The organism is Leifsonia sp. NPDC056824 (assembly GCF_042789575.1).
Taxonomy (GTDB): Bacteria; Actinomycetota; Actinomycetes; order Actinomycetales; family Microbacteriaceae; genus Leifsonia.
Genome location: NZ_JBHUAV010000001.1, coordinates 1,285,350 through 1,304,407, shown reverse-complemented (window position 1 = coordinate 1,304,407; position 19,058 = coordinate 1,285,350). Strand labels below are relative to the sequence as shown.

Here is a 19,058-nt window from a genome sequence, read left to right as displayed (position 1 = left end):
ACAGCGAGCGTCAGCCGTACAGCCGCTCCGGCACCTCGAGCCCGTAGATCGCGCGTCCCGAATCCCAGATCGCCCGGCACGCCGCCCGCAGCAGGTCGAGCCCATCGTCGCCCTCGCTGACGATGCGGACATCGTTGCCGTCGATCGCGACCGTCGACTTCCCGACCGTGACCGCGCCGTTCCGCGCGGTCTTCGCCTCCGGATACGGCTCATCCAGCGCGCGTAGATCGCCCAGGATGTAGGTCGGCCGCGAGTTCGCGTCCGCCGCGAGGAGCTGCTTGGCGCGGTCGATCCCGGTGAGTACGAGCACGGAGTCGATCCCCGCGCGGTTCGCGCCGAGGATGTCCGTGTCGAGCCGGTCGCCGATGAACAGCGGCTTTTTTGCATCGAAGCGGGCGACGGCCTCCTCGAAGATCGCCACCTCCGGTTTCCCTGCGACCAGCGGGAGCCGGCCGGCAGCGGTGTGGACGGCGGAGACCAGCGTCCCGTTGCCCGGCGCAATGCCGCGCTCGACCGGGATGGTCCAGTCCGTGTTCGTCGCGATCCACGGACGCTCGGCGTCGGTGCGTCCCTGCAGCGCGAACGACGCCTCCGCGAGTTGCGTCCAGCCGATGTCGGGCGAGAAGCCCTGGATGACCGCGGCCGGGTCGTCGTCTGCCGAGCGGGTTACGGAGAACCCGCCCTTCTGGACTTCGTCCACCAGCCCGTCGCCGCCGACGACGAGGATCGTGGACCCCGCCGGCACATGCTGACTCAGCAGCCGGACCGCGGCCTGCGGCGACGTGACCACGTCCTGCGGCTCGACGTGCAGCCCCAGCTCGCGCAAGTGCGCCGCCACGGACGCATCGGTCCGAGAGGCGTTGTTGGTGATGTAACCGACCCTGACGGTTTCGGCCACACCGTTCAGGCTGTCGACGGCGTGCGGGATGGCATTCGGCCCCGTGTAGACGACCCCATCGAGGTCGGCCAGCACCAGGTCGACACCGTCCAACGGCGTCACAGCGTCACTCGCCCGTCGGAACAGCGCCATCGTGCGGCTCGTCCTCCGCGCTCTCGCCGGTCGCAGCGTCGCCGGCAGCGGCCTCGTCAACCAGGGCCTCGTCAGCCGCAGCCTCACCGGTCGCGGCCTCCTCAGCCGCAGCCTCGCCGGTCGCAGCCTCCTCAGCCACAGCCTCGCCGGTCGCAGCCTCCTCAGCGGCGGCCTCCTCAGCCACAGCCTCGTCGACCTCTCCGTCCACGGCCTCGTCGACGTCCACCTCGTCGGCCACAGCCTCGTCGGCTACGACCTCGTCGGCGGCGAACTCGTCTTCCGCGTAATCGCTGACGGCATCCTCGTCGGCTGGAAGCTCGTCGCTCACGGCCTCGCCGACGAACTCGTCGTCCGAGCTCTCGCGAGCGGCGTCCTCATCGGTTACCTCAGCGCCGATCGAGTCCTCGTCTCCGGCTGCCACGTCGAAGAAGTCGCCTTCCACGTCGTCCGAGTCCAACGACTCGAGGTCATCCATCACCACGGCCAGCTCGAACTCCTCCTCGATCACATGGACCGTCTCGAGTTCGGCGTCCGCCTGGGCCTCCTCGAGCGCGAGCTCGGCCCGTTCGGCGCGTTCGCGCCAGGACGCGGAGTCGGCGTCGCGACCAAGTGCCTCGAGGACCTCGGCGTACGCGTGGAAGAGGTCAGGACTCCAGGCGAAAGCGCGGTTCGGGTCGAGCTGCGGGATCTCCAGTTCGGCCAGAGCGGCCTCCTCCTGTCCCAGGTCGAGCCGTGCGCCCGACATGGCGATCGCCAGGGCGACCTGGACGTCGGACGGCAGCGTGCTGCGGTCGATCGACCGCCCCAGCTCGAGCGCGCGGTCGGGTCGGCCGACGCCGCGCTCGCTGTCCACCATCAACGCGATCTGGTCGTTGGAGCCGGTGATCCTCCGGTACGTGCGGAGCTCGCGCAGTGCGAGCGCGAAGTCGCCGCTCGCGTACGCGGTGATGGCGAGCGTCTCGCGCACGACACCGATGCGGCCGGCGCGTCGCGCGGCCGACAGGGCGTGACGGTGCGCGAGCTCGGGGTCTTCGTCGATCAGGCGCCCGGCCATAACCAGGTGCTGCGCGACCCAGTCGGCGTTGTCCTTGCTGAGCGTCTTGAGCTCGACGCGGGCTTCCTTCGGCAGGTCACGCGCCTCGACATCCGCGGGGATGTCGGGGTCGTCGTGCCGCGGACGCACCGACCGGAGCTCCCGGGCCAGCGCCTCTTCGGCGCTGAGCTCGTACTCGTGCTCACGGGCGTCGCGATCACCGCGCGCGGGACGACCGTCCCTCGTCCACAGTTTGTCATCGGAGCGGCCGTAGCCTCTCGAGCCGCCGGCGCCGGCCGGGCGACCAGCGCGGTCACCGTACGAGCCCTGACCGCCCCGGGACCCGGAGCCGTCACGGCTGCCAGCGAAACCTCGGGACCCGGCCCCGTCGCGCGAACGTGTCGCGTCCCAGGAACCGCCGCGCTGCCCGTCGCGGGACTGCTGCCCGTCGCGGCGCTGGCCGTCACGGTTCCACTGGCCCTCACGTCGCTCGCCCTCGCGACCGTGGCCGCCACTGCTCTGGCCGCCGCTACCCTGGGGGCCGCGGCTCCGGCCGTCACGATTCCACTGACCACTACCGCCCTGGCCGTCACGGTGCTGACCGTCACGGCCCTGGCCTTCGCGGTTCCACTGACCCTCACGACGCTGTCCGTCACGGGCCTGGCCATCACGATTCCTCTGCCCGCCGCCCTGGCCGTCCCGACGCTGACCATCGCGGCTCTGGCCGTCGCGGTTCCACTGACCCTCGCGACGCTGACCGTCACGGTTCTGGCCGTCGCGATTCCAGTTGCCGCCACCGCCGTGGCCTTCGCGACGCTGTCCGTCACGGCCCTGGCCGTCATGATTCCGCTGGCCGCCGCCCTGGCCGTCACGACGCTGACCATCACGATTCCACTGACCCTCACGGCGCTGCCCGTCACGGTTCTGACCGTCACGGTTCTGACCGTCACGATTCCAGTGGCCGCCACCGGCCTGGTCCGCGCGACGCTGACCATCACGGCCCTGACCATCACGATTCCACTGGCCCTCACGGCGCTGCCCGTCGTGGCCCTGGCCGCTACGGCTCTGGCCGCCATAACCCTGACCATCACGGCTCTGCCCGCCGCGGCTGTATCCGTCGCGCCCCTGCGCTCCGCGGCCCGGCGCGTCATTGCGCTGAGCTCCGCCACGCTGGCCGTCGCGACTCCACTGACCGTCTCGCGGCCGGCTCGCGCCGCCGGTGCGCGAAGCACCGCCGGATGAGCCGCCCTTGCGGTCCGCGCCGTCGCCGGCTCGGGACGGCCCGTACCCCTGACCGGAGTCGCGCCGAGGGGCTCCACCGGAGCGATCGCTGTCCCGACCGGCGCTGCTGCGTGGGCGATCCGAGCCTCGACCGCGGTCGTTGCCGCCCGAGGCGGACGTCCTGTCGTCGTCTGCAGGTGTATCGCTCACGACTTCTCCTGTCGGGTGCCGGGGTTTCCGCCCAGCCTATGTGCGTGGATCGCGCCGGGAACCGCCCGCGCGAAATTGTTCCGTTAACGCGAAATGGCCACCCATCACTGGGTGGCCATCTCACAAAGAAGTCCGGCGGTGTCCTACTCTCCCACAGGGTCCCCCCTGCAGTACCATCGGCGCAGAGAGTCTTAGCTTCCGGGTTCGGAATGTAACCGGGCGTTTCCCTCTCGCTATGGCCGCCGAAACACTATTGATGTATCAAAGTGAACGATCAAGCTTTAGCTTGAATCAGTTCTCGACCGTACATCGAGAACCACATAGTGGACGCGGGCAATCTCAACCCCTCATACCAGCCTTACAACAGTATGAGAGTAGTGATTATCAAATTATCGGCTTATTAGTACCGGTCAGCTCCATGGGTCTTTAGTCCCCACTTCCACATCCGGCCTATCAACCCAGTAGTCTAGCTGGGAGCCTCTCGCCCGAAGGCATGGAAATCTCATCTCAAGGCCGGCTTCCCGCTTAGATGCTTTCAGCGGTTATCCATCCCGAACGTAGCTAATCAGCGGTGCTCCTGGCGGAACAACTGACACACCAGAGGTTCGTCCAACCCGGTCCTCTCGTACTAGGGTCAGATCCTTTCAAATTTCCTACGCGCGCAGCGGATAGGGACCGAACTGTCTCACGACGTTCTAAACCCAGCTCGCGTACCGCTTTAATGGGCGAACAGCCCAACCCTTGGGACCTACTCCAGCCCCAGGATGCGACGAGCCGACATCGAGGTGCCAAACCATGCCGTCGATATGGACTCTTGGGCAAGATCAGCCTGTTATCCCCGAGGTACCTTTTATCCGTTGAGCGACAGCGCTTCCACAAGCCACTGCCGGATCACTAGTCCCGACTTTCGTCCCTGCTCGACTTGTCAGTCTCACAGTCAAGCTCCCTTGTGCACTTACACTCGACACCTGATTGCCAACCAGGTTGAGGGAACCTTTGGGCGCCTCCGTTACTTTTTGGGAGGCAACCGCCCCAGTTAAACTACCCACCAGGCACTGTCCCTGAACCGGATTACGGTTCTAAGTTAGATATCCAAAGTGACCAGAGTGGTATTTCAACATTGACTCCACGAACACTGGCGTGTCCGCTTCAAAGTCTCCCACCTATCCTACACAAGCCACTCCGAACACCAATACCAAGCTGTAGTAAAGGTCACGGGGTCTTTCCGTCCTGCTGCGCGTAACGAGCATCTTTACTCGTAGTGCAATTTCGCCGAGTTCGCGGTTGAGACAGCTGGGAAGTCGTTACGCCATTCGTGCAGGTCGGAACTTACCCGACAAGGAATTTCGCTACCTTAGGATGGTTATAGTTACCACCGCCGTTTACTGGGGCTTAAATTCTGAGCTTCGCCGAAGCTAACCCTTCCTCTTAACCTTCCAGCACCGGGCAGGCGTCAGTCCGTATACATCGTCTTGCGACTTGGCACGGACCTGTGTTTTTAGTAAACAGTCGCTTCCCACTGGTCTCTGCGGCCTTCAAACGCTCCCGGAGCAAGTCCGTTCACGCCTCAGGCCCCCCTTCTCCCGAAGTTACGGGGGCATTTTGCCGAGTTCCTTAACCACGATTCTCTCGATCTCCTTAGTATTCTCTACCTGACCACCTGAGTCGGTTTGGGGTACGGGCGGCTGGAACCTCGCGTCGATGCTTTTCTCGGCAGCATAGGATCACCCATTTCGTCAATGAAGACTACGCATCGTGCCTGGGCCTATGTGAGAGACGGATTTGCCTATCTCTCGGCTTACACACTTACACCGGGACAACCATCGCCCGGCTGGGCTACCTTCCTGCGTCACACCTGTTAATACGCTAGCCGCACCAGCATGGGGTCGAGCGTTAGGCCCGGACCGTCACCCCGAAGGGATCAGTGTCCAGGATTAGGACTCTTAGCACCACTGGATTAGCTTGGGCGGTTCTTCGCCGGTACGGGAATATCAACCCGTTGTCCATCGACTACGCCTGTCGGCCTCGCCTTAGGTCCCGACTTACCCAGGGCGGATTAGCCTGGCCCTGGAACCCTTGGTCTTTCGGAGGACGGGTTTCTCACCCGTCTTTCGCTACTCATGCCTGCATTCTCACTCGTGTGGCGTCCACGGCTGGTTTACACCGCCGCTTCACTCGCCACACGACGCTCTCCTACCCATCAACACGGCTGGACCACGAAGGCCTACCAATAATGTCAATGCCACAACTTCGGTGGCGTGCTTGAGCCCCGTTACATTGTCGGCGCGGAATCACTTGACCAGTGAGCTATTACGCACTCTTTCAAGGGTGGCTGCTTCTAAGCCAACCTCCTGGTTGTCTGTGCAACTCCACATCCTTTCCCACTTAGCACGCGCTTAGGGACCTTAGTTGGTGGTCTGGGTTGTTTCCCTCTCGACGATGAAGCTTATCCCCCACCGTCTCACTGCTGCGCTCTCACTTACCGGCATTCGGAGTTTGGCTGACGTCAGTAACCTTTTGGGGCCCATCGGCCATCCAGTAGCTCTACCTCCGGCAAGAAACACGCAACGCTGCACCTAAATGCATTTCGGAGAGAACCAGCTATCACGAAGTTTGATTGGCCTTTCACCCCTATCCACAGCTCATCCCCTCAGTTTTCAACCTAAGTGGGTTCGGTCCTCCACGACGTCTTACCGTCGCTTCAACCTGGCCATGGATAGATCACTTCGCTTCGGGTCTAGGACATGCGACTGAATCGCCCTATTCAGACTCGCTTTCGCTACGGCTACCCCTCACGGGTTAACCTCGCCACATATCGCTAACTCGCAGGCTCATTCTTCAAAAGGCACGCTGTCACCCCTACAAGGAGGCTCCAACGGTTTGTAAGCAAACGGTTTCAGGTACTATTTCACTCCCCTCCCGGGGTACTTTTCACCTTTCCCTCACGGTACTTGTCCGCTATCGGTCATCTGGGAGTATTTAGGCTTATCAGGTGGTCCTGACAGATTCACACGGGATTTCTCGGGCCCCGTGCTACTTGGGATACTCTTCGCGCCATTGGACCATTTCGGCTACGGGGTTGGCACCCTCTATGACCGGCCTTTCAATGCCGTTCGCCTATGATCCTCTGTAACGCTTGCAGTTCGGCAGAAGCTGCTGAAAAGTCCCGCAACCCCGACCATGCAACGCCTGCCGGCTATCACACATGATCGGTTTAGCCTCTTCCGGTTTCGCTCGCCACTACTAACGGAATCGCTTTTGCTTTCTCTTCCTGTGGGTACTGAGATGTTTCACTTCCCCACGTTCCCTCTACCCGCCCTATATATTCAGGCGGGAGTCACTGGGTCACCTTGCGGGCCCAGCGGGGTTTCCCCATTCGGAGATCCTCGGATCAAAGCTCGTTTATCAGCTCCCCGAGGCTTATCGCAGATTACTACGTCCTTCTTCGGCTCCAGATGCCAAGGCATCCACCGTTTGCTCTTAGAAATTTGAAATCACATGAGTTTTAGAATCGATCGACTCATCCGAAGATGAGCAGATTGACCAATGATCTATCAGTACATAAGTACTGTGATCATCTTTGTGATCCGAACCCGAAGGTTCGAATCTAAGATGCTCGCGTCCACTGTGTAGTTCTCAAAGTACGGGCGGTACCTTCTCCGCCGGCCTAGTTATGGCCGACCAGAAAAGGTCCAGAGGATTCGGTTCTCATCCGAGTGGATGAGGTCCGGTCCCTCAGGACCCAACAGCGTGCATGTGCGGGGCTTCCAGGTCCGAACCGTTCCTATCTACAAGAGATGTACTGAGTTCGAGCCGTTCGGCTCCGCACCAATGTCAATGTTCCACCCATGAGCTAACCGGCTGAGACATTCGCTCAGATCCGGCGCCTGGACACCCGAGGGTGCCAGATGCTCCTTAGAAAGGAGGTGATCCAGCCGCACCTTCCGGTACGGCTACCTTGTTACGACTTAGTCCTAATCACCGATCCCACCTTCGACAGCTCCCTCCACAAGGGTTGGGCCACTGGCTTCGGGTGTTACCGACTTTCATGACTTGACGGGCGGTGTGTACAAGGCCCGGGAACGTATTCACCGCAGCGTTGCTGATCTGCGATTACTAGCGACTCCGACTTCATGAGGTCGAGTTGCAGACCTCAATCCGAACTGAGACCGGCTTTTTGGGATTCGCTCCACCTTACGGTATTGCAGCCCTTTGTACCGGCCATTGTAGCATGCGTGAAGCCCAAGACATAAGGGGCATGATGATTTGACGTCATCCCCACCTTCCTCCGAGTTGACCCCGGCAGTCTCCTATGAGTTCCCGCCATTACGCGCTGGCAACATAGAACGAGGGTTGCGCTCGTTGCGGGACTTAACCCAACATCTCACGACACGAGCTGACGACAACCATGCACCACCTGTTTACGAGTGTCCAAAGAGTTGACCATTTCTGGCCCGTTCTCGTATATGTCAAGCCTTGGTAAGGTTCTTCGCGTTGCATCGAATTAATCCGCATGCTCCGCCGCTTGTGCGGGCCCCCGTCAATTCCTTTGAGTTTTAGCCTTGCGGCCGTACTCCCCAGGCGGGGCGCTTAATGCGTTAGCTGCGACACGGAAACCGTGGAATGGTCCCCACATCTAGCGCCCAACGTTTACGGCGTGGACTACCAGGGTATCTAATCCTGTTCGCTCCCCACGCTTTCGCTCCTCAGCGTCAGTTACGGCCCAGAGAACTGCCTTCGCCATCGGTGTTCCTCCTGATATCTGCGCATTCCACCGCTACACCAGGAATTCCATTCTCCCCTACCGCACTCTAGTCTGCCCGTACCCACTGCAGGCCCGAGGTTGAGCCTCGGGATTTCACAGCAGACGCGACAGACCGCCTACGAGCTCTTTACGCCCAATAATTCCGGACAACGCTCGCACCCTACGTATTACCGCGGCTGCTGGCACGTAGTTAGCCGGTGCTTTTTCTGCAGGTACCGTCACTTTCGCTTCTTCCCTACTAAAAGAGGTTTACAACCCGAAGGCCGTCGTCCCTCACGCGGCGTTGCTGCATCAGGCTTTCGCCCATTGTGCAATATTCCCCACTGCTGCCTCCCGTAGGAGTCTGGGCCGTGTCTCAGTCCCAGTGTGGCCGGTCACCCTCTCAGGCCGGCTACCCGTCGTAGGCTTGGTGGGCCGTTACCTCACCAACTACCTGATAGGCCGCGAGTCCATCCTTGACCGAAGTTCTTTCCACGCACAGGAGATGCCTCCGTGCGTCATATCCGGTATTAGCTTCCGTTTCCGGAGGTTATCCCAGAGTCAAGGGCAGGTTACTCACGTGTTACTCACCCGTTCGCCACTAATCCCCTAGAGCAAGCTCCAGGTTCATCGTTCGACTTGCATGTGTTAAGCACGCCGCCAGCGTTCGTCCTGAGCCAGGATCAAACTCTCCGTAAAATGTTTTGCTCCAAGTCGCAAGCGACTGGAAACATAGTGCAGGATCGGAGAGGAATATCTCGTCTCCTGCGAGTTTGTCTTGACTAGTTTCGAATATCTACTGACATTCTGTTTCTAATCCAAAGGAATCTCATGCATCGACTTTCAGACCGAGGTCTTCGGGTCAATGCCGAGGTTTTTGGCATTTGACATTGTGCACGCTGTTGAGTTCTCAAGGATCGGACGCTCTCACCTTCAACCCTCTCGGGTTTCTCTGTGAGGCAACTTCTCTACCTTACCACTCTCAGTCAGTTTGTCAAGTTGGCCGTTTCGCGCTCGCTCGTTCATCCATCGTGGGATACATCCGATTTGCACGAACCGAACCGGTCAGACCTGTTCAGTGAGTGGGTGTTAATCCTAAGCGCAGCAAAGCAACTCTTTCAAGTTGAGATTTGCCGCTAGGCTAAGGATTCGGTCCCGCTTGAGGCCGGGGAGCTCTTCCGCTCTCCCGCACCTTTGGGGTGACAAGTAAGTACTTTACGCAGGCCTCCGGGACGTCGCAAATTCCGCGGACATCCCGGGCGTGTCGCAGGGCCGGATCCGCGTGATTCCGCGGAAGTCGCCCCCTGGAACGCGAAAACGCGGCCGCCCGGAGGGGCGACCGCGTCAGGCGGGAGGGGCTGATCCGATCAGGATCCGAGGCCCGAGTAGGCGTGCAGTCCGTGGAAGAACACGTTGACGACGCCGAAGTTGAAGAGCACCGCGGCGAAGCCGATGATCGCGAGCCAGGCGGAACGCGATCCGCGCCAGCCGCGGGTGGCACGCGCGTGGATGTAGCCGGCGTAGATCACCCAGATGATGAACGTCCAGACTTCCTTGGTGTCCCACCCCCAGTAACGACCCCACGCCTTCTCGGCCCAGATGGCTCCGGCGATCAGCGTGAAGGTCCAGGCGATGAAGCCGACGATGTTGATCCGGTACGCGAGGTTCTCCAGGGCGGCCGCGCTGGGGAGGGTCGCGAGGAACCGGAACTGCTGGGGACGGGACTCTTCGACCTGACGTTCGCGCCGGTACTGCAGGAGCTGGAGCCCTGACAGCGCGAAGCCGAGCGCGAAGAACGCCGTGCCCAGCACGGCGACGATGATGTGGATGACGAGCCAGTACGACTGCAGCGCCGGCTGCAACGGGACCACCGGGACGTAGTACCGCAACAGGGCGATCCCCTGCAGCACCAGGACCAGGCCCATGATGAACGTGCCGAGGTACTTGATGTCCCACTTGAGGTTCGCCACCAGGAAGACGCCGACGATGACCAGCGTGCCGGTCATCGAGAACTCCCACATGTTGGCCCACGGCACCCGATCGGCCGCGATTCCTCGGAGCACTGTGGCGATCAGGTGGAAGCCCCAGCCCACGATGGTGAGACCGAACGCCCACTTGATCGACGCCGACGAGGCGGCGCCGTTCATCACGTCGTCCTCGAGACGCGTGCTGATCCGGGACGACAGCCGGCCGAGCGCGGACGACGGCGGCGTCGCGGGAGGCGCTTCGCCGCCACCGCCGGACGCGGACATCCGCGCGGCCGTCGCTCCCACGGGTTGGGCGACCTCCGCCCGTCGGGCGACGGCGCTCGGGACGACCGCGGCCTCCTCGGCCGTGGCTCTGGCTCCTCTGCGCGCGAGGTCGAGCGCGAACGCGATGAACGCGGCCGCGTAGAACCCCATCGCCACATAGATGAAGACCGTGGACAACTGGGACAGGGTTTCGGTCACGAGTGCAAGCCTAATTCTTCGGGGTTCGGGTGAGGAGTGCGGTGTGCTCGTCGGCGACGGCGGTCACAGCCGCAAGGAGGTTGGGGTCCTCACCACGGGCGAGGCCAGCGTACTCCAGGGTCAGGGAGCCGTCGGGGTTCTCGACGGCCTTGACCCAGATGCGACGTCGGGGCACGAAGAGCGACGTCAGCAGGCCGCCGAGGATGAGGATCGCGAAGAGCAGGACCCAGCCCTGAGCGGGGTCGTGGTGCACGTCGAGTGACGCGTAACGCTTGACGTCGCCCATCGAGATCGTGCCGAGGCCGCTCGGGAGCTCGACGGTCTGCCCCGGCTTCAATTGCAGGGCCTTGGTCTTCGTGCCGGGCCCGGCGAGCTGGGACATCTTGTCGGTGTTCAGGCTGTAGACCGATTGCGGGACGCCGCTGTCGACGCCGAGGTCGCCGGCGTACACATTGAGGCTGAGGACGGGATCGTTCAGGCCCGGGAACGTCGAGGTCAGGGCGCCGGCGGCCGTCGCGCTTTTGCCGACCGTCGGGTAGAAGAAGCCGATCATGCCGACCTGCTCGCGGAGACCATCCGGCACCTTCACCCAGCCGAGGGAGGTGAGCTTCGCGTCCTCCGCGATGAACGGCACCGAGTCGCTGAACACCACCTTGCCCTTCGGATCGCGGACCGTGATGGTCGGCGCGTACCCGTTGCCGAGCAGGTAGACGTTGGTGCCGCCGATCGCCAGCGGCTCGTTGACCTTGATCGTCGAATCGCTCGAGGTGTCTCCGGGCCCGGTCGTGGTCACCTTCGCGGTGTAGTCGAGCGGGGTGCCTTTGGCGTTCGGGTTCTTCGTCTCGTAGGCGACATCCAGGCTGTTGACCCGGATGGAGAACGGCTCGAGCGACCCGTCGGAGAAGAACCTCCCCGGGTTGAACGAGTTGTAGGACGGCAGGCTGTTGACGAAGCTCTGGCCGACGACGACGACCTTCTGGCCGGTGTAGCCGAAGCCTCCGCCGATGCCGACCGCGACCAGCACGCCGAGCAAGGCGATGTGGAAGACGAGGTTGCCGGTCTCGCGCAGGTAGCCGCGTTCGGCGGAGACCGAGGTCGATCGGGCGTCCTGGTAGAGGGCCACTCGGTAGCGCGACCGGCGGAGCACCTGGCGCGCCGACTCGATCGGGTTCGGGCCGTCGGCGCGGAGCTCGGCCGGGAGGATGCGCGCCTGGAATGCCGACATCCGGGTGAGCCGGACGGGCGTGCGCGGCGGGCGGGCGCGCAGGGCGCGGAAGTGGTGCGCCGTGCGCGGGATGATGCAGCCGATCAGCGATGCGAAGAGCAGCAGATAGATGGCCGAGAACCAGAACGACGTGTAGACGTCGAAGAGCTGGAACTTGTCGAGCACCGGTGCGAGCTGCGGGTTGTCGCTGAAGTACTTGGTGACGCCGTTCGGGTCGGCGCCGCGCTGCGGGAACAGCGAGCCGGGGACCGCCGCGATCGCGAGCAGGAGCAGCAGGAACAGCGCCGTGCGCATGCTCGTGAGCTGACGCCAGGCCCAGCGCAGCCAGCCGAGCGGGCCGAGCTTGGGCTGGACGACGTTCGGGTCCTCGCGCGGAGGCGCGACATCGATGTGGTCAGATGGCCGGGACAAAGCCGGAGATCACCCCCAGGAACTGGGACATCATGGCGGTCCAGAGGCCGGTCGCCATCATCACGCCGATGACGACCAGGAGCGCGCCTCCGATGATGTTGATGACGCGGATGTGCCGCTTGAGGAAGGCCACGGAGCCCGCGACCCAGTCGAAGCCGAGGGCGACCAGCAGGAACGGGATGCCGAGGCCGATGCAGTAGAAGAGCCCGAGCAGGGCTCCGCGCCACGGGGAACCGCTGCCAACGCTCAGCGCGCTGATCGCCGCGAGGGTCGGGCCGATGCACGGCGTCCAGCCCAGGCCGAAGACCACGCCGAGCAGCGGCGCCCCGATGAGGCCGGTTGCGGGACGCCAGGTCGGCTTGATCGTGCGCTGCAAGAAGGAGAACTGCCCGATGAAGACGAGGCCCATCAGGATGACGAGCACGCCGAGGACCCGGATGACCACCTCCTGCCAGCGGACCAGCCACAGGCCGAGAGCGCCGAACGCGGCTCCATAGGCGATGAAGACGACGGCGAAGCCGAGGACGAACAGCGCGACACCGGTGATCACCCGGCTTCGGTCGCGCTTGGCGCCCGGATCGCTCATCCCGCCGACGTAGGCGAGATAGCCGGGCACCAGCGGGAGCACGCACGGGGAGGCGAACGAGACCAGTCCCGCGAGGAGCGCGATGGGAAGTGCGAGCAGGAGCTGGCCGCTGAAGACGATCTGACCGACGTTCACGGTCACTTCCCGGCCACGGCGTCGGAGATGAGCGAGTCGAGGATGCTCTTGTCCGGGATGGCGCCGAGGATGCGGGCGGCCACACGGCCCTGCTTGTCGATCACGATCGTGGTCGGTGTGGCCTTGGGAGGGACGGTCTCGCTGAAGGCCAGCAGGACGGACCCGGTGTCACGGTCGAGGACGGAGGGGTAGGTCACGCCCTTGTCCTGTTCGAAGCTGGCCGCGGTGCTCGCGGAGTCGTAGAGGTTGACGCCGAGGAAGCTGACGCCCTGCGACGCGTACTTCTGCGACAGCGACTCAAGGTCGGGCGCCTCCACCCGGCATGGCGGGCAGCCCGCGTACCAGAAGTTCACGACGAGGACCTTGCCTGCGTAGTCCTTCGAGGACACCGTGGTGCCGTCGGCGAGCTTGCCGGAGAAGGCGATCGGGGCGCCGCGGTTCGCCGCCGCGTATTCGCTCACGCTGCCGTCGCCTGCGATGTAGTTCTGGCCGTTGCCGGAGCGGTACTGGTTGGCGAGGGCATCGTTGGACGTGCAGCCGGAGAGAAGGAGCGCCGTGGCCGCGGCGGCCGCCGGAAGAAGGAGCGCCAGGCGGCGGCGGGCGGAGCGTCGGACGGAGGTCACACGGCCCCCACATCGGTCGCGGCGCTGATCAGGCTGCCGGCGGGCTCGACGTAGCCGACCTCCACCACCCGGACGACGGGCGGGGCGTCCGGGTCGGCCGGGACCTGTGCCTCGCCGGGACGCGGCTGGGGTGCCGGGGCCGGTTCGGTGGTCCGCTCGAAGGTGGTGATGCTGGAGAGCGCGCAGCGCCGCTTGCGCGGGTCGTGCGGGAACCGCTCCCCCGCCGCCGAGAGGTGCATGACCCAGATCGGGAGCTGGTGGCTGACCAGGACGACGTCGCCGGACTCGACGGAGTCGAACGCATCGGCGACGGCCTCCTGCATCCGCTTCTCGATGCTGGTGTACGCCTCGCCCCAACTCGGCCGGGGCGGGTAGACGATGAACGGCCAGTTGGCCGGGTTCTTCAGGGCACGGCGCATATTGGTGCCCTCGAAGTGGTTGGTGGGCTCGATGATCCGCTCGTCCACCTCGGGCTCGAGGCCGAAGGCCGCCGCGATCGGCGCCATCGACTCGCGGGTGCGCTGCAGCGGCGACATGCGCAACAGGGACACCGGGCGGGAGCGGGCGACCAGGTCGTCGGCGGCGGCCTGCGCCATCCGATGGCCGAGCTTGGACAGCCCGAAGCCCGGCAGCCTGCCGTACAGGATGCCGTCGGGATTGAACACCTCTCCGTGACGGACGAGATGTACCTGGCTTGCTACCACCGCACCAGTCTACGGAGCGGCTTGCCTTGAATTCACTGAGCGTGGGAGTGCTGGGCAGCCGGCCTCCCCTCTCGGGCGGTAAAGGCGAGCGGTAGGCTTGTCGATCGTGACCGCACGCGTTTTGATCAAAGACCTCGCCGCTCTGCCCGACGGCCCCGTGAACGTCGCCGGATGGGTCGAGACCGTCCGCGACCAGAAGAAGGTGCAGTTCGTCGTGCTGCGCGACGAGTCGGGCGCTGTCCAGCTCGTCAACCCGCGCACCGTCGACGAGGACGGCGCCGTGGTCGCCGACGAGCCCGCGACGACCATCTCCGGTCTGTCGCAGGGGTCGTTCGTGAGGGCCAGCGGTGAGCTCAAGCACGACGAGCGGGTCAAGCTCGGCGGCATCGAGATCAAGCTGAACACCCTCGAAGTCGAGACGGCCGCCATCCCGGAGACGCCGATCGCCGCCGACAGCGGCATCGACAAGCGCATGGACTGGCGCTTCCTCGACCTGCGCGAGCCGAAGCACAACCTGATCTTCCGCGTGCAGACCACGCTCGAGCACGCGATGCGGCAGTACTGGGTGGACAACGGCTTCATCGAGATCCACACCCCGAAGCTCATGGCGTCGGCGTCCGAGTCGCGCGCGGAGCTCTTCGAGCTCCCCTACTTCGAGACGACCGCGTACCTCGCTCAGAGCCCGCAGATCTTCAAGCAGATGGCGCAGGCGGCCGGCTTCGGCCGTGTGTTCGAGATCGGCCCGGCGTTCCGCGCCGACCCCAGCTTCACCAGCCGGCACGCGACGGAGTTCACGAGCGTCGACACCGAGTTGAGCTGGATCGACAGCCACGAGGACGTCATGAAGGTGCACGAGGACCTCCTGGTCACCGGTTTCACGGCGGTGAAGGAGAAGCACGGCGCCGAGATCGAGGCGCTCTTCGGCATCGAGGTCACGGTTCCGGCGACCCCGTTCCCGCGCATCCCGCTGGCCGAGGCCAAGCGCATCGTCGCCGAGCAGGGCTACGAGGTGCCGCGCGCGGATGACGACATGGACCCGGAGGGCGAGCGCCGCATCTCCGCGTTCGTCAAGGAGACCTACGGTCACGAGTTCGTGTTCCTGACGGACTACGCCTCGAGCATCCGCCCGTACTACCACATGCGTCACGCCGACGACCCGTCGATCACCAAGAGCTACGACCTGATCTTCAACGGCGTCGAGATCTCCACCGGCGCCCAGCGCGAGCACCGCGTCGAGGTCCTCGAGGAGCAGGCCGTCGACAAGGGCCTCTCGGTGGAGGAGCTGGAGGACGTCCTCGCGACGTTCCGCTACGGCATCCCGCCGCACGGCGGATTCGGGATGGGACTGGCGCGCGTGCTCATGCTGATGCTGCATCTCGCCAACCTGCGCGAGACGACCTATCTCTTCCGCGGACCGACGCGACTGACCCCGTAGCCGAGAGCGCGGTCACTGCTCGCCGGCCACCAGGATGTGGCCGAGGAAGCGGAGCCCGATGGTGGCCGCGGCCTGATCGAGCCTGCGGGTGAGGACGGTGTCGGCCACGGACGGGTCGAGCGATCCCGCCGGATGGTTGTGCGCGACGGCGAACGACCGCCCGCCGCGGGTGAGCACGGCCTGGAGGATGTCGGCCGGCTGGATGGACCGCTCGTCGACGCCGCCGTCGCGCACGAGAACGACCTCCAGGGGCCGGGCCGCACGATCGGCGACGACCACGACGAACCGCTCGCTGTCGCGGTGCAGCAGCTCCGGTCGGACCACCTCCGCGATGGCGTCGTGGTCGACCAGCCGCGTCCATGCGGATGATCGCCCGGCGCGACGCCAGATCTCGATGATGGCGACCAGCCGCCCGGCGGTCGCGGGGCCGACGCCCGGCAGGGTCTCCAGTCGGGCGAAGTCCATCGTCGCGAGCCCGGGGAACCCGCCGCAGCGGGCCAGGATGGTGCGCGCCAGCGACAGGACGTTCCGCCCCATCTGGCCGGAGCCGAGGACGAGGGCGAGGACTTCGTCGTCGGTGAGCGAACCGACGCCGAGCCGGCGCATCCGCTCCCGTGGTCGGTCGTGACTCGGTACATGGGCAAGGGACACCTCTTCCGGCTCGGACATACGTCCACGGTAGGAACCGGACGGGGTCGTTCGTGGCCGATCGTCTCAATCTGTGGAGAACTGGCCAGCGGCCTCCACCTGTGGATGACAATGGGTGAAGAGAATCAGCCGACGAAGGAGTCGCCACGCAATGACCAGCAACATCCCCGAACCCCGCCCGAACGATGTCGTCATCCTCTCCGCCACGCGCACACCGCTCGGCAAGGTGACCGGCGTGCTCGCGAGCCAGACCGCGGTGCAGCTCGGCACCGTCGCGCTGCGGAAGGCGATCGAGCAGTCCGGGCTCCAGGCGTCCGACATCGACACCGTGATCTTCGGGCAGGTGCTCCAGGCCGGCGCTGGCCAGAACCCGGCCCGCCAGACGGCCATCGCCGCCGGGATCGGCTGGGACGTCCCGGCGACGACCATCAACAAGGTGTGCCTGTCCGGGCTCGCGGCCGTGATCGACGCCGCGCGGCTCATCCGCGCCGGCGAGGCGACCGTGGTCGCGGCGGGCGGCCAGGAGTCCATGACGAACGCCCCGCACATCCTGCCCGGCTCGCGGAAGGGCTGGACCTATGGCTCGCTCGAAGCGCTGGACACGGCCGCCTACGACGGGCTGACCGACGCGTTCGACAAGATCTCGATGGGCGCCTCGACCGAGAGCTACACGGAGAAGCTCGGCCTCACGCGGGAGGCGCAGGACGCGTTCGCGGCGTCGTCGCACCAGCGCGCGGGCGCGGCGGCGACGTCCGGGGTCTTCGCCGAGGAGATCGCACCGGTCAGCATCCCTCAGCGAAAGGGCGACCCGATCGTCGTGGCGGTGGATGAGGGCGTGCGGCCGGACTCGACGGTGGAGGTGCTGGCCAAGCTGCGGCCGAGCTTCGCGGAGGGCGGGACGCTCACCGCGGGCAACTCGTCGCCGCTCAGTGACGGCGCGGCGGCGCTGATCCTCACATCGCGGGAGAACGCCGAGCGGCTCGGGCTGGAGTGGCTCGCCGTCGTCGGAGCCAGCGGGCAGGTCGCGGGGCCGGACAACTCGCTGCACTCGCAGCCGTCGAACGCCATCAATGCAGCGCTGAAGCGGGCCGGGTGGGGTGTGGATGACCTCGACCTGGTGGAGATCAACGAGGCGTTCGCTGCGGTGGCCCTGCAGTCGACGGCCGACCTGGACCTCGACGCGGAGAAGGTCAACATCCACGGCGGTGCGATCGCGTTGGGGCATCCCATCGGGGCGTCGGGGGCTCGGCTGGCCGGGCATGCGGCGCATGAGCTGGCCAGGCGGGGGTCCGGGCGGGCGGCTGTGGCGCTGTGCGGTGGCGGCGGGCAGGGGGATGCGCTGCTGCTGTGGCGCTGATAACGGAGGAGATCGAGGTGCGCTGAGCCCGATTAAGCAGTCAACGGAGGAGATCCGGCCCGGGATGGGGCGGGTCTCCTCCGTTGTTTGCGAGAGGGGCGGCGGCGGGAGGCCGGGGTTAGGGGAGGTGGCGTTCGGTGGGGCCGGTGTACAGGGACAGCGGGCGGATGAGGGAGTTGGCGGCGTACTGCTCGAAGATGTGGGCGGTCCAGCCGGTGACCCGGGCCGCGGCGAACAGCGGGGTGAAGGTTTCGGTGTCGAAGCCCATCAGGTTGTAGGCCGGGCCGGACGGGTAGTCCAGGTTCGGCTTGATGTTCTTGCGGTCGCCCATCGCCTTCTCGAGCGCGTCGTAGAGGTCGAGCATGTCCTGGCGGTCGTAGTGCTCGACCAGCGTCTCCAGGGAGGCCCGCATGGTCGGGACGCGGGAGTCGCCGTTCTTGTAGACGCGGTGGCCGAAGCCCATGATCTTGCGCTTCTCAGCGAGGGCGTCGTCCAGCCAGGCCTCCGCCCGGTCGGCGCTGCCGATCTCGTCGAAGGTGTGCATGACGGCCTCGTTCGCGCCGCCGTGCAGCGGGCCCTTGAGGGCGCCGATCGCGCCGGTGACGGCCGAGTAGACGTCCGACAGGGTGGACGCGATCACGCGCGCGGTGAACGTGGAGGCGTTGAAGGAGTGCTCCGCGTAGAGCACCAGCGAGACGCGGAAGGCGTTCACGACCACGTCGTCCGGCACCTCGCCGAAGGTCAGCCAGAGGAAGTTCTCCGCGTAGTCGAGGTCATCCCGCGACTCCACCGGGTCGAGCCCGCGACGGCGGCGCTGGATGTAGGCCACGATCGTCGGGAGCTGGGCGAAGAGGTGGACGGCACGGCTGTGGTTGAGCTCCGGGTCGAGGATGCCGTTCTCCTGCTCCAGCGTCGGGTCGAGGCCGCCGAGCTGGCTGACTGCGGTGCGCAGGGCGTCCATCGGGTGCGCGGACACGGGGATGTCGTCCAGGACGCGGCGGGTGCGGTCGTCCATGCTGCGGAGGCTGCGCTCCAGCTTCACGAACCCGGCCAGCTCGTCCGGCGTCGGCAGCTCGCCGTTCCACAGCAGCCAGGCGACCTCCTCGAACGAGCAGTTCGCGGCCAGCTCCTGCACCGGGTAGCCGCGGTACAGCAACGAGTTGGTCTGCGGGTTCACGGACGAGATGGTCGTCGTGTCCACGACGACGCCGGCCAGGCCCTTGTGGATCTCGGGGTCGGTCATTGT

12 protein-coding genes and 3 rRNA genes are annotated in these 19,058 nt (G+C 65.0%); 3 read left to right on the top strand and 12 right to left on the bottom strand.

Annotated features, from left to right (window positions below):
* Positions 1-10: 10 nt before the first annotated feature.
* Both ACFRFH_RS06590 and ACFRFH_RS06585 read right to left on the bottom strand, forming a co-directional pair.
* On the bottom strand, positions 11-1,030 hold the full coding sequence (locus ACFRFH_RS06590) for an HAD-IIA family hydrolase (protein ID WP_382462185.1): 1,020 nt from the start codon (positions 1,028-1,030) through the stop codon (positions 11-13).
* On the bottom strand, positions 1,005-2,213 hold the full coding sequence (locus ACFRFH_RS06585) for a hypothetical protein (RefSeq protein WP_382462184.1): 1,209 nt from the start codon (positions 2,211-2,213) through the stop codon (positions 1,005-1,007). The genes ACFRFH_RS06590 and ACFRFH_RS06585 overlap by 26 nt, the downstream gene beginning before the upstream one ends.
* Between ACFRFH_RS06585 and ACFRFH_RS06580 the strand changes: the two genes are divergently transcribed.
* Complete coding sequence (locus ACFRFH_RS06580; protein WP_382462183.1) at positions 2,199-3,305, top strand: hypothetical protein; 1,107 nt, start codon at positions 2,199-2,201, stop codon at positions 3,303-3,305. The genes ACFRFH_RS06585 and ACFRFH_RS06580 overlap by 15 nt on opposite strands.
* 319 nt (positions 3,306-3,624) lie before the next feature.
* Here ACFRFH_RS06580 and rrf read toward each other — a convergent pair.
* The 8 genes from rrf to ACFRFH_RS06540 form a co-directional block, all read right to left on the bottom strand.
* Positions 3,625-3,741: ribosomal RNA gene (gene rrf / locus ACFRFH_RS06575) — 5S ribosomal RNA — on the bottom strand.
* A 133-nt stretch (positions 3,742-3,874) separates the two neighbouring features.
* Positions 3,875-6,988: ribosomal RNA gene (locus ACFRFH_RS06570) — 23S ribosomal RNA — on the bottom strand.
* A 425-nt stretch (positions 6,989-7,413) separates the two neighbouring features.
* Positions 7,414-8,937, bottom strand: a 16S ribosomal RNA gene (locus tag ACFRFH_RS06565).
* The 16S, 23S and 5S rRNA genes sit together here, the layout of an rRNA operon.
* Positions 8,938-9,605: 668 nt before the next feature.
* Entirely contained in the window at positions 9,606-10,688 is a 1,083-nt protein-coding gene (gene ccsB / locus ACFRFH_RS06560) for a c-type cytochrome biogenesis protein CcsB (RefSeq protein ID WP_382462182.1), read from the bottom strand.
* 10 nt (positions 10,689-10,698) lie between these two features.
* Positions 10,699-12,324 carry a cytochrome c biogenesis protein ResB gene (locus ACFRFH_RS06555; protein ID WP_382462181.1) on the bottom strand — a complete coding sequence of 542 codons (1,626 nt, stop codon included), beginning with the start codon at positions 12,322-12,324 and terminating at the stop codon, positions 10,699-10,701.
* Positions 12,308-13,045, bottom strand: a complete 738-nt coding sequence (locus ACFRFH_RS06550; protein WP_382462180.1) for a cytochrome c biogenesis CcdA family protein — start codon at positions 13,043-13,045, stop codon at positions 12,308-12,310. Before ACFRFH_RS06550 ends, ACFRFH_RS06555 begins: the two co-directional genes overlap by 17 nt.
* Positions 13,046-13,047: 2 nt before the next feature.
* On the bottom strand, positions 13,048-13,668 hold the full coding sequence (locus tag ACFRFH_RS06545; protein ID WP_382462179.1) for a TlpA disulfide reductase family protein: 621 nt from the start codon (positions 13,666-13,668) through the stop codon (positions 13,048-13,050).
* Complete coding sequence (locus tag ACFRFH_RS06540) at positions 13,665-14,372, bottom strand: histidine phosphatase family protein (protein WP_382462178.1); 708 nt, start codon at positions 14,370-14,372, stop codon at positions 13,665-13,667. Before ACFRFH_RS06540 ends, ACFRFH_RS06545 begins: the two co-directional genes overlap by 4 nt.
* 106 nt (positions 14,373-14,478) lie before the next feature.
* On the opposite strand from ACFRFH_RS06540, the gene aspS reads away from it, so the two are divergent.
* Complete coding sequence (gene aspS, locus ACFRFH_RS06535) at positions 14,479-15,807, top strand: aspartate--tRNA(Asn) ligase (protein WP_382462177.1); 1,329 nt, start codon at positions 14,479-14,481, stop codon at positions 15,805-15,807.
* Positions 15,808-15,819: 12 nt separating this feature from the next.
* On the opposite strand, the gene ACFRFH_RS06530 is transcribed toward aspS, so the two are convergent.
* A complete protein-coding gene (locus tag ACFRFH_RS06530) occupies positions 15,820-16,476 on the bottom strand; it encodes a RadC family protein (protein WP_382462176.1) in 657 nt (218 codons plus the stop codon).
* Between the two features lie 130 nt (positions 16,477-16,606).
* Here ACFRFH_RS06530 and ACFRFH_RS06525 point away from each other — a divergent pair, with 130 nt between their 5' ends.
* Entirely contained in the window at positions 16,607-17,812 is a 1,206-nt protein-coding gene (locus ACFRFH_RS06525; RefSeq protein WP_382462175.1) for an acetyl-CoA C-acetyltransferase, read from the top strand.
* 118 nt (positions 17,813-17,930) lie between these two features.
* Here the strand turns inward: ACFRFH_RS06525 and ACFRFH_RS06520 are convergent, their stop codons facing one another.
* Entirely contained in the window at positions 17,931-19,055 is a 1,125-nt protein-coding gene (locus tag ACFRFH_RS06520; protein WP_382462174.1) for a bifunctional 2-methylcitrate synthase/citrate synthase, read from the bottom strand.
* Positions 19,056-19,058: the final 3 nt, after the last annotated feature.